At 70.6% G+C, this 10,287-nt stretch carries 13 protein-coding genes; 9 read left to right on the forward strand and 4 right to left on the reverse strand.

Translation table 11 applies throughout. The annotated features are described in order from the left end of the window. Positions 1–105: 105 nt before the first annotated feature. A complete protein-coding gene (locus tag ACFWGZ_RS35125) occupies positions 106–444 on the reverse strand; it encodes a hypothetical protein (protein ID WP_382455897.1) in 339 nt (112 codons plus the stop codon). A gap of 87 nt (positions 445–531) precedes the next feature. On the opposite strand from ACFWGZ_RS35125, the gene ACFWGZ_RS35130 reads away from it, so the two are divergent. Continuing rightward, on the forward strand, positions 532–795 hold the full coding sequence (locus ACFWGZ_RS35130) for a hypothetical protein (RefSeq protein ID WP_382455898.1): 264 nt from the start codon (positions 532–534) through the stop codon (positions 793–795). A gap of 56 nt (positions 796–851) precedes the next feature. On the opposite strand, the gene ACFWGZ_RS35135 is transcribed toward ACFWGZ_RS35130, so the two are convergent. The 3 genes from ACFWGZ_RS35135 to ACFWGZ_RS35145 form a co-directional block, all read right to left on the reverse strand. Beyond that, positions 852–1,955 carry a sensor histidine kinase gene (locus ACFWGZ_RS35135; protein WP_382455899.1) on the reverse strand — a complete coding sequence of 368 codons (1,104 nt, stop codon included), beginning with the start codon at positions 1,953–1,955 and terminating at the stop codon, positions 852–854. Next, a complete protein-coding gene (locus ACFWGZ_RS35140) occupies positions 1,952–2,611 on the reverse strand; it encodes a response regulator (protein ID WP_382455900.1) in 660 nt (219 codons plus the stop codon). The genes ACFWGZ_RS35135 and ACFWGZ_RS35140 overlap by 4 nt, the downstream gene beginning before the upstream one ends. 76 nt (positions 2,612–2,687) lie before the next feature. Continuing rightward, positions 2,688–3,650 carry a sporulation protein gene (locus tag ACFWGZ_RS35145; protein ID WP_382455901.1) on the reverse strand — a complete coding sequence of 321 codons (963 nt, stop codon included), beginning with the start codon at positions 3,648–3,650 and terminating at the stop codon, positions 2,688–2,690. A 225-nt stretch (positions 3,651–3,875) separates the two neighbouring features. Here ACFWGZ_RS35145 and ACFWGZ_RS35150 point away from each other — a divergent pair, with 225 nt between their 5' ends. The 8 genes from ACFWGZ_RS35150 to ACFWGZ_RS35185 form a co-directional block, all read left to right on the forward strand. Continuing rightward, positions 3,876–4,520 carry a DedA family protein gene (locus tag ACFWGZ_RS35150; protein WP_382455902.1) on the forward strand — a complete coding sequence of 215 codons (645 nt, stop codon included), beginning with the start codon at positions 3,876–3,878 and terminating at the stop codon, positions 4,518–4,520. 157 nt (positions 4,521–4,677) lie between these two features. After that, complete coding sequence (locus tag ACFWGZ_RS35155) at positions 4,678–5,568, forward strand: endo-beta-N-acetylglucosaminidase H (protein WP_382455903.1); 891 nt, start codon at positions 4,678–4,680, stop codon at positions 5,566–5,568. Between the two features lie 229 nt (positions 5,569–5,797). After that, positions 5,798–7,351: a serine hydrolase domain-containing protein gene (locus ACFWGZ_RS35160; protein ID WP_382455904.1), complete on the forward strand. Its 1,554-nt coding sequence runs from the start codon at positions 5,798–5,800 to the stop codon at positions 7,349–7,351. Positions 7,352–7,531: 180 nt separating this feature from the next. Further along, positions 7,532–7,870 (forward strand): hypothetical protein, encoded by a 339-nt coding sequence (locus ACFWGZ_RS35165; protein WP_382455905.1) that lies wholly within the window; start codon positions 7,532–7,534, stop codon positions 7,868–7,870. Beyond that, positions 7,867–9,096, forward strand: coding sequence for an NRAMP family divalent metal transporter (locus ACFWGZ_RS35170; protein ID WP_382455906.1), 1,230 nt, complete (start codon positions 7,867–7,869; stop codon positions 9,094–9,096). Before ACFWGZ_RS35165 ends, ACFWGZ_RS35170 begins: the two co-directional genes overlap by 4 nt. Before the next feature lie 2 nt (positions 9,097–9,098). Further along, entirely contained in the window at positions 9,099–9,473 is a 375-nt protein-coding gene (locus ACFWGZ_RS35175; protein ID WP_382455907.1) for a hypothetical protein, read from the forward strand. Next, positions 9,460–9,732: a PRC-barrel domain containing protein gene (locus ACFWGZ_RS35180; RefSeq protein WP_382455908.1), complete on the forward strand. Its 273-nt coding sequence runs from the start codon at positions 9,460–9,462 to the stop codon at positions 9,730–9,732. The genes ACFWGZ_RS35175 and ACFWGZ_RS35180 overlap by 14 nt, the downstream gene beginning before the upstream one ends. Before the next feature lie 40 nt (positions 9,733–9,772). Continuing rightward, the coding region (locus ACFWGZ_RS35185) for an alpha/beta fold hydrolase (RefSeq protein WP_382455909.1) at positions 9,773–10,287 on the forward strand (515 nt) is incomplete at its 3' end.

Here is a 10,287-nt window from a genome sequence, read left to right on the forward strand (position 1 = left end):
GGCCGGTACTCGTCGGTGTTGTCCTCGAAGGCGATGCCGACCGGGTCGTGGTGGAACAGCAGGGCTTCGAGGCCGGCGACCAGGTCCCGGTAGGCGGCCGAACGCTCATTCACAGCCGAACACGGTCTGGCGGACGCCTTCCGCCTCGACCGGGTTGAGCCAGGTGAGGTCGAGTTCCATCCCGTACCAGTCGACCCTCCTCGCCGTCAGCTCGGCAAGGGAGTCGTCGTACTCGAAGTCGGCGCGGTCGGAGAACTCCCAGTTCGCGTCGGCCGTCGAACGGATGGCCGCGTCCATGTAGACGAACGTCTTCGGAATCCGCACCCTGCCCCTGCGAGCGATCGCTTTCTCGACCCGGACCGCCAGGTATCCGTGCACACCGCCCGCGGAAGTGAACTCGGCGACCTTGCCGTCGAGCGCGAGCACGCGCGCCTCGTCGCTCACTCATCACCACCGGCGAGAACCATGCGCGACATGGTAAGCAACGATCAGAAATCCCGTGTTCCACCTTTCACGTGGGAGAATGGTCCTGTGCGGAAGCGCGAGATGGACGACGAGCAGCGCGAGCGGATGCGCGACCTCAAGCGAGTGACCTGGCACGGAGTGCTGACCGGCGGCGCCTTGCTCGTACTCGCGCTCCTCGCAGGAGCGTTCCTCTTCGACGACTGGACGGCCCTCCTGCTCTGGGGCACGACGAGCCTGGTGCTGACCATCGTCGTGTTCATCTCGCAGTGGCGCTACCTCCGCCGCGGACCGTTCCCCCGGCTACCCGCGAACATGCGCCAGGACGACTGAGCACCACCCCAGCCGACAGGCACCACCGGGATGCCCCCGGCGTCCGCCGCGAAGAGTCACCCGTGCGCGGTGAGCGGCAGGATCAGCCGCAACTGGAAGCCGCCGTCGGCCGTGGGACCGGTGTGCAGTTTGCCGTTCAGCAGTGCCGCCCGTTCGTGCAGGCCGACCAGCCCGTGCCGGGCGCTGGGCAGTGCGAGGTGCGGCCGGGTCGGCCTGGTGTTGGTGACCGTCACGGTCAGGTCGGTGTCGTCGTGGCTGATCTCCACGGTCGCGCCGGCGCCGGGCGCGTGCTTGCGCACGTTCGTGAGCGCTTCCTGGACGGTGCGGTAGATCGCGCGCTGCACGGTCGGTTCGAGGCCTTCGGGTGCCGTGCCGACCAGCTGGGCGTCGATCGCGCTGCCGGCGATGAGGCGTTCGAGGTCGGTGAGCGTGGGCTGCGGGGTGAGCTCGGTGGCCGGGGTGCCGGAGGCGCGCAGCAGGTTCACCATGTGCCGCAGCTCGTCCAGGGTGTTGACCGACAGCTGCCGCACGTTCGCCGCGGCCAGCCTGGCGTCCGGGTCGGGGGTGCTGACCTGCAGCGCCGCCGCCTGCACCGCGATCAGGCTCACCTGGTGCGAGACGACGTCGTGCATCTCGCGGGCGAGCTGGTTGCGTTCCTTGGCGAGGATCGCCTCGGCGTCGAGGCGGCGTTCGTGCTCGCGGGCTTCCTTGATCTCCTCCAGCCGCAGCGCCAGCTCGCGCCGGGAGCGCAGGAACTGGCCGAGCAGGATCGGGGCGAGCGCGGTCATCGTGAAGTAGATGACCCCGAGCAGCGTGTAGGAGTTCCAGATGGACGGGGCGAACTCCGCCGTCGGGAAGACGAAGCCGGCCGCGGCCAGCAGCCCGCACCCGGCCGGCACCCACCAGTCGCGGTGGCGGCTCGAGACCACGTAGAGGCCGATGATCGCCGGGAGGATCGCGCCGGGGTACAGCACCGCGGGCAACGTCGCCAGGAACGCGGGCAGCGGCCGGCGTTCGAGCACCAGCAGCGCGAGCACCGCGACCGCGATCGGGACGATGCCGTACGGGTCCTCCTCGCTGATCGTCGTCAGCACGCCCTCGACGACCGCGAGCGCGAGCACCGCGCCGCGGACCAGCAGGGGAGAGGGCCGGGAGGTCACCGGCCCTCCTCGCCGTCGTCGAGCAGCCCGGCGCGCTGCGCCACGAGCGCGGCCTGCACCCGGCTGCCGACCCGCAGCTTGGTGAGAATGGCGCTGACGTGGTCCTTCACCGTGCCCACGCTGATGTGGACCCGAGCGCCGATCTCGGTGTTGGACAGCCCCTCGGCGATCAGCACGAGCACCGCGCGTTCGCGTTCGCTGAGCAGGCCGACCTGCTCGGCCGCGCCCGACCCCGCACCGGACCCGAGGTAGCCGTCGACCACGGTCCGGGTGACCTTGGGGGAGAGCACGACGCCGCCGTGGGCGAGGGTGCGCACCATCTGCGCCAGCTGTTCGGGGCCGGTGTCCTTGAGCACGAACCCGGACGCGCCCGTGCGCAGCGCCGTGGCGATGTACTCGTCCGAGTCGAACGTCGTCAGCATCGCCACCACCGGCGGTGGCTTGAGGCCCTGCAGCTGACGCAGGATCGTCAGCCCGTCGACGTCGGGCATGCGGATGTCGAGCAGCACGACGTCGGGTTTGAGCAGGCTGACCTCGCGCACCGCCTGCGCCCCGGTCGGCGTCGCGACCACCTCGATGTCCCCGGCCGCCTGCAGGATGAGGCGGAACCCCGTCCGCACCAGTTCCTCGTCGTCCACGACGACCACCCGGATCATGCGTCACTCCTCTGTGGATCTGTCCACGTGCAGTCTCCCCAGTGCCCGCGCGGGCCCGCATCCGGGAGCGGGCAGGTCACCCCTCGTCGTCGCCGAAGAACTCGTCCGCGACACCGCCCAGCGCCATGCCGCCGAGCACACCGCCCGCGACACCGGCCGCGCCGGCGGCGAGCATGCCGCCCGTGCCGCCCCCACGTCGCTGGTCCTGCTGGTGGTGGTCGCCGTGACCGGGCCAGCCGCCGAACGCGGGGTTCGCAGCGGAACGCGCGGCGACCTGCGTGAGCCACGCGTCAATGGCGGACGCCCAGTCGGTGGTCTGCGCCTCCTGGTGGGAGACCCGGAGGTGCCCGGTGGTGTCTCCGCCGGAGCTGAACCCGCCGCGCCGGTCGGCCTCGAGGATCACGTGCAGCACGTGCTCGGTGGCGACGAAGGTCAGGTCGACCTGGCCGACCCTGCCCGCGAACTGCCCCGGCGGGAAGAACGCGAGTTCCTGGTAGCAGCCGAGCTCGTGCGAAACCCCGGGCAGGTGTCCTGTCCCGACACTCGTGCCGCGGAACGAGAAACCGAGCTGCCCAAAGGCGTCCAGCACCTTGTTCTGCGACGGCAGCGGACCCACCAGGACCGTGTCGAGGTCCCCCTTGTCGCGAGCGCCCGCGATGACCAGCTCGGTGCGCACGCCCACGCTCATCCCCGGCAGTGCCGAACCCCCGACCGCGGTGATCGGCGTCTCCCACGGCAGCACCAGCTGGAACGGAACCGGCACCAGCTGACCCGCCGGCACCCGCAGGCCCTGCTGCACCACCGACCGGAAGAACTCCGCGCCGTCACCGCGCTCGTCGTCGTGGCCGAAGGAGAAGCCGCCGCCCTCGACCCGGGTCACGAGGGACAGCACGACCTGGCCGATCTCGGCGTCCGAGCTGCCGCCCCGGATGCGGACCTGTCCGGTGACAGGCTGGCCGGGCACGGCGTGCGGCGAGTCCAGCACGGTGTCGACCGACGGGCCGCCGATGCCGAAGGCACTCAGCATCCGGTTGAACATGAGAAGCTCCCCTCCTGGGACTGACTGGCCGAACCTGTGACGCGTCCCAGTGTTGTGAGCCGCCGGCCCCGCTCCCCCTGCCGGACGTCCGGAACGACCCGATACCCGGCTGGACCCGGCCCCGCCGGTCGGCGGGGTCTTCCGGCCACGTGACCGGGTCACCGTTCGTCCGCGGGAGTCCACCCTTGGTGCCGAGTACCTGTTCTCGGTTCCCTTGGGGAGTTCATGTCCTTTCTGACCGATGCCCTCGAGGGGCTCGCCGGTCTGCCGCAGCCCGCCGTGCTGGCGGTGACGGGTGCGTTGACGTTGGCTGAGTGCACGCTGGGGGTGGGGTTTCTGGCGCCGGGGGAGACGGCGTTGCTGCTGGCGTCCACGACGGTGACGACAGTGCCCCGGTTCGTGGTGATGTGGCTGGTGGTCACGGTGTGCGCGGTCGCGGGCGACAGCATCGGCTATTACCTCGGGCGTCGCTACGGCTATCGGCTGCGCGACAGCCGGATGGTGCGCAGGATGGGGCAGCAGCACTGGGACAGGGCGGGGGAGTTGTTGCGGCGGCGGGGTGCGTGGGCGGTGTTCGTCGCCAGGTTCCTGCCGGTGGTGCGGACCTTGGTGCCGGCGTCGGCGGGTGCGTCGAAGCTGGAGTACCGGCGGTTCCTGCCGGCGTCGATCGCGGGTGCGGCGTGCTGGGCGGCGTTGCACATCGGCATCGGGTCGGCCGCGGGGGCGTCGGCGAAGTACGTCGAGTCGGTGTTCAGCGGGGCGATGTGGGTCGTGCTGGGCGTCGCGGTGGCAGTCGGCGTCGTCGTGGTGCTGCGTCGGCGCAGGCAGGCCGCTGCAACCGGGAAGAAGGAGCTGGAAGAAGTCGGGTGATCGCCGGTGCGCATCCGCACGGATCCCGGTCGGCGGATCGCACCGTGAACGGACAACCCACCGGACAGAGGTGCCGCCACACGTGGACGGCGGGAGTTCACTGCTGGTTCGCTGATCTGGCCAACCCCTGCCAACCCCAGTCGATGGGAGTTGATCGATGGTGTCCGGAGTCCGTCGGATCGCCGCGCTCGTAGCGGCGGCCGCACTGATCGCCAGCGGGACCACGACCACGGCGAGCGCGCTCGCGAAGACCGGGCCGGTTTCCGTGGCCTACGTCGAGGTCAACAACAACAGCATGCTCAACGTGGGCAAGTACGCCCTGAGCAACGGCAGCGGCAACGCCTTCGACATCGGCGTGATCTTCGCCGCCAACATCAACTACAACGTCTCGACCAAGTCGGCCTACCTGTACTTCAACCCGAACGTGCAGCGGGTGCTGGACAACGTGGCCACCCAGGTCCGCCCGCTGCAGGCCAAGGGCATCAAGGTCACCCTCTCGGTCCTGGGCAACCACGAGGGTGCCGGGTTCGCCAACTTCCCGACCAAGCAGTCCGCCGAGGCGTTCGCGAAGCAGCTGGCGGACACCGTGACCCGGTACGGGCTGGACGGCATCGACTTCGACGACGAGTACTCCGAGTACGGCAAGAACGGCACCGGCCAGCCGAACGCGAGCTCGTTCGTCCACCTGGTCACGGCGCTGCGCGCGGCGATGCCCAACAAGCTCATCACCCTCTACAACATCGGCCCGTCGGCGACGCGGCTGTCCTACGGGGGCGTCGACATCACGTCGAAGTTCGACTACGCCTGGAACCCCTACTACGGCACGTGGAGCCCGCCGGGCATGGCTCTGCCCAAGTCCCGGCTCTCGCCCGCGGCCGTCCACATCAACTCGACGTCCACCTCCACCGCCGCCAGCTTCGCGAGGCGGACGGTGAGCGAGGGCTACGGCGTCTACCTGACCTACAACCTCGGTGCCGGCGACTCGCACACCTACATCTCCTCCTTCACCAGGGAGCTCTACGGCTCCGACACCCGCTACACCGGATAGCGGCCGCCACCGGGACCCGGTACCACGCCGGTCCGGGTCCCGAGCGTGGTGAGGAACTGGACCATCGTGTTGCGTGTCCTGTGTGGACAGTGCTGCGCGGACCCCGGTGGTGGCCGAACCGAGTTCGTGCTCGCGCCAAGACGGAAGCTTTCGGTAGCGTCGGTCTCGTCAGCGAAGTGACCTGAGCCGATCGAACCGCGAGCGGTGGGCGTGAGGAGTTGGTCCGCGGATGTCCGCTGAAGTGATCCAGGTGCCACTGCACCGGGAGCTCGACGCGCTGTTCGGCCAGCACACGACGGCCGGACACGCACGGGCCCTGGTCTACGGCGTCGCCGACCGGGACGGGCTGGCGCACTCGGCCGGTTTCGGGGAGGTCGACGACCACGGCCGTGTTCCCGACGCGGACGTGCTCTTCCCGATCGCGTCGATGTCGAAGAGCTTCGTCGCCTGTGCCGTGCTGATCGCCCGCGACCGGGGCGTCCTGTCCCTGCACGACCCGATCACCCAGCACATCCCCGAGTTCGTCCTCACCGGTGACCAGCGGGACGTTCCCACGATCGAGATGCTCCTGGGCATGTGCGGCGGCCTCACCGAGGACAACTCCTGGGTGGACCCGTTCATCAACACCCCCACCGAGGACCTCCTCGCCCGCGTGTCGAAGGGCGTTCGGCTCAGCCATCCGCCGGGTGCGGTCTTCGAGTACTCCAACCTCGGTTTCACGCTGGCCGGCCTGGCCCTGAGCCGGGCAACGGGCAAGCCCCTCGCGCAGTTCCTCACGGAGGAACTGCTGCAGCCGCTGGGCCTGACGTCCACGTTCTGCGACACGGCGGTGCCCGCTCACCTCCCGCGCGCCGTCGGCTACTCGCTGGACGCGGAGGGGAACTGGGTCGCCTACCCGCCGCAGACCTCGGACGCGTTCCTCGCCGCCGGCGGGCTGGTGAGCACCGTGCGCGACCTGGCGAAGTGGATCACCTGGCTCGGCTCCGCGCTGCGGCCCGAGCGCGCCGGCGACATCCCGGTGCTGAGCCGCCTGTCCAGGCGGGACCTGCAGCGCGTGCGCGTGTTCGTGCCGCCGTCGGTGAGTGTGGCGGGGATCGGGCAGGCCCGGCTGAGCTCCAGCGGATACGCCCTCGGCCTGGAGGTCACGACCGACCTGCATCGCGGGACCGTCATCTCGCACGGCGGCGGACTTCCCGGTTTCTGGCTAGCCATGGCCTGGCACCCCGAAACGGGCCACGGCGTGGTGGTCCTGACCAACGGCAACCGGGGCAACCCGCGCGGGCTCTGCGCCGAAGCACTCGGGCGCACGCTGACCCACCACCAGGCCCCCGCGGCCACCGCCGCGCTGTGGCCGGAGACGGTCACGCTCCGCGAGCGGGCCGAGGCCCTGATCCGCCACTGGGACGACTCCGCGGCTGCCGCGATCTTCGCCGAGAACGTCGACTTCGACCGCCCGCTGGCGCACCGCCGTGCCGAGATCGCCCGGCTCTCGGCCGAGGTCGGCCCCCTGCTCGACGCCCGCCCGTCCGCTGTCGTCTCGGCCTCCACCGCCGCCGACATCACCTGGTCGATTCCGGCGGAACGCGGCGAGCTGCTGTGCATGATCCACCTGACCCCGGTGGAGCCGGCGCGCATCCAGGAGTTCGTCGTGAAAGCCGTTCCCGCCGGCCGGCCTCGCACCGCCGCTGCCACGGACATCTCGCTCCAGCGCCGTCTCGGCGACGCCTACCTCACGTCGGCGGCCAACGTCCGGGTCCGGTTCCCGGACTCCGCTCGCGAATGACGGGGGCGGCCCACATCGCGGGATGTACGGCCCCGGAACGGCGTTTGACCGGGTCGACGGCGGGTAGTCGCGTTCGTGCGGACGCGTCGGTGGGAATTACCTGTCGGCATCGGGACGGTGTTGCTCGCCCTGGTGCTGACCGGGGTGTGACCGACGACGTCCAGCCAGTTCAGGTCCGCCGTGGAGACGGACGTCCAGGACGCGGTGTCCGCCGCCGGGACGGCCGTTCTCGTCGGGAGAACCGCGTTGCTGGGCAACAGTGTCGGGGCCTTCGAGTCCACCGCCCTCGACGACGCGCGCAAGTCGGTGGCCACGGCGGCCGCGGACGTCCTGGAGCTCGAGGTGCCCGATTCGGGGTCGCGTGAGCTGCGTGACCGGGTCGTGCCCCCGGTGCAGGAAGCGGCCCGGCTGATCGGCGATCTGCAGGCAGGGCTCGCGGACGGGGACCGGCGGGCGGCCGCCGCAGCGGTGGACGGACTCACCAGAGCGGGTGAGGAGCTGGCGGGGGTGCTGCGGTGAAGCGGTTCCTCGCCGTCACGCTCGGCATCCTCACGGCGATCGGCGGGTTCGTCGACATCGGTGACCTGGTGGCGAACTCCGAGACGGGCGCCCGGTTCGGCATGCGGCTCGCCTGGGTCGTGGTGGTCGGTGTCATCGGCATCTGCGTCTACGCCGAGATGGCCGGACGGGTCGCGGCGGTCAGCGGACGGCCGGTGTTCGACCTCGTCCGGGAACGGCTCGGGCCGCGGGTCGCGCTGGCCAACCTCGCGGGTTCCTACCTGGTCACGTTGCTGACGCTGGCGGCGGAGATCGGCGGTGTGGCGTTGGCGACCGAGCTCGCCACGAGCGTGCACCACCTGCTGTGGGTGCCGATCGTCGCGTTCGTGCTGTGGGTGGTGCTGTGGCGGGTGAAGTTCGAGCCGATGGAACGGGTCTTCGGCCTGGCCGGGCTCGCGCTCGTGGTGTTCGTGGTCGCCTTCATCGCGCTCGACCCGCCGTGGGACCAGCTGGCAGGGCAGGCGACGAGCTTCGGGCCGCCGGCGGCCGAGGACTGGGGCACCTACGGGTTCTTCGCCGTCGCGTTGTTCGCGGCCGCGATGACACCGTACGAGGTGTTCTTCTTCTCTTCCGGTGTGGTGGAGGAGAAGTGGACACGCCGCGATCTCGCGACCGAACGCGTCAACGTGTTCATCGGCTTCCCGCTCGGCGGACTGCTCTCGCTGGCGATCATGGGGTGCGCGGCCGTGGTCTACCAGCCGGCGGGCATCCAGGTGGACACCCTCGGCCAGACCGCGCTGCCGGTGGCGATGGCCCTGGGCAAGATCGGACTCGTCGTGGTGATCCTCGGCTTCTTCGCCGCCACCTTCGGTGCGGCGCTGGAGACGGGGCTGTCCGCCGGGTACGCGGTGGCGCAGTACTTCGGCTGGCAGTGGGGGAAGCTGGTGCGACCGCGTCAGGCCGCGCGGTTCCACGTCGTGGTGCTCGTCAGCATCCTGCTCGGGGTGGCGATGTTGCTGACCACGGCCGATCCGATCGCGATCACGGAGTACTCGCTGGTGTTCAGCGCGGTCGCGCTGCCGTTGACCTACCTGCCGATCCTGATCGTCGCCAACGACCGCGACTACCTGGGAGATCGCGTCAACAGCCGTGTCACGAACGTGCTGGGGATGACCTACCTGGTGGTCATTCTGGTCGCCGCGATCGCCGCGGTGCCGCTGATGGTCTTCACCGGAATGGGGGGCTGAGCGTGCGCGTCGACTTCGACCTGCTGGACCGCCAGATCGTCGACCTGGACGGCTACCTCGTCGGCAAGGCCGACGACGTCGAACTCGCGGTCGACGCGGATGGCCGCCCGGTCGTGGTGGCGATCCTCGTCGGCCACCACGCTCTGGGCCTGCGCATCGGCGGGGTGCTGGGGCGGTGGATGGCCGCGGTGGCGCGGCGGTTGCACACGACCGGTGATCCGCGGCCGTTGCGGATCCCGATCGACCGGGTCGCCGAGGTCGGCAGCGCGATCCGGCTGGACGTCCGGCACGAGCTGCTGGACACACCGGCGCTCGAGCTGTGGCTGCGCGACCACGTGATCGACCGGATTCCGGGAGCCGCCAATGCTGGCCAGTGACCTGCTGGGACGCTCCGTCAGCGACCGTGCGGGCCGCCCGCTCGGCCGGGTGGCGGACCTGCTCACCGAACAGGACGAGAACGGACGTCACCGGGTCGTGAAGGTGCTCGTCACCCCGCGGTGGCGTGGACGCCTGCTCGGCTTCGAGCGGCCGGGGATCCAGCCGCCGTGGCTGCTCGACCGGCTGTCGGCCCTGCTGCACCGGGGAACACGCGAAGTGCCGTGGGAGGACATCGACTGGTCCTCTCGAGAGGGGTGATTCCGGATGGACGCGCGCGCAGCGGAATCTGCCGAGATCGATGACTGATCCCGTGCCCGGCCTCGACGCGGCTCCGCCTCCGCGGATGGCGACTCTCGTCGTGGACGACGGTTCGGAGATCGCGTACCACCGCTGGGAGCCCGGTCCCGGGGCCGGGCCGCATCCCGTTCCGGTAGTCCTGCAGCACGGGTTCGTGGCGAACACGATGGTGGACTGGGCCGGTACGGGCATCGTGACGGCTCTGACCGCGGCGGGCCGCACGGTGGTCGGGGTCGACGCTCGCGGCCACGGCCGGTCGCAGAAGTCCCCGGATTCCCGCCGCTACGGTGAACCGCGCATGGCACGGGACCTGCGCGCGGTGATCGATCTTCTCGGCGCACCCGAGGTGGATCTCGTCGGCTACTCGATGGGGTCCATCGTCGCGTTGCTCGTCGCGGCGGGGGAACCGAAGGTGCGCAAGCTGGTCGTCGGCGGTGTCGGCGCCGGGGTCGTCGAGGTCGGCGGGGTGGACACGCGGGTGTTGCCCAACGACGTCCTCGCGCAGGCGCTGCTCTG

The sequence above is a fragment of the Lentzea sp. NPDC060358 genome (genome assembly GCF_042725365.1).
In the GTDB taxonomy this organism is placed as follows: domain Bacteria; phylum Actinomycetota; class Actinomycetes; order Mycobacteriales; family Pseudonocardiaceae; genus Lentzea.

What these genes read in the sequence shown, in the direction of transcription:
- ACFWGZ_RS35140 (WP_382455900.1), bottom strand. Translation starts at nt 2,611, where the DNA reads ATGATCCGGGTGGTCGTCGTGGACGACGAGGAACTGGTGCGGACGGGG.
- ACFWGZ_RS35145 (WP_382455901.1), bottom strand. Translation starts at nt 3,650, where the DNA reads ATGTTCAACCGGATGCTGAGTGCCTTCGGCATCGGCGGCCCGTCGGTC.
- ACFWGZ_RS35150 (WP_382455902.1), top strand. Translation starts at nt 3,876, where the DNA reads ATGTCCTTTCTGACCGATGCCCTCGAGGGGCTCGCCGGTCTGCCGCAG.
- ACFWGZ_RS35155 (WP_382455903.1), top strand. Translation starts at nt 4,678, where the DNA reads ATGGTGTCCGGAGTCCGTCGGATCGCCGCGCTCGTAGCGGCGGCCGCA.
- ACFWGZ_RS35160 (WP_382455904.1), top strand. Translation starts at nt 5,798, where the DNA reads ATGTCCGCTGAAGTGATCCAGGTGCCACTGCACCGGGAGCTCGACGCG.
- ACFWGZ_RS35180 (WP_382455908.1), top strand. Translation starts at nt 9,460, where the DNA reads ATGCTGGCCAGTGACCTGCTGGGACGCTCCGTCAGCGACCGTGCGGGC.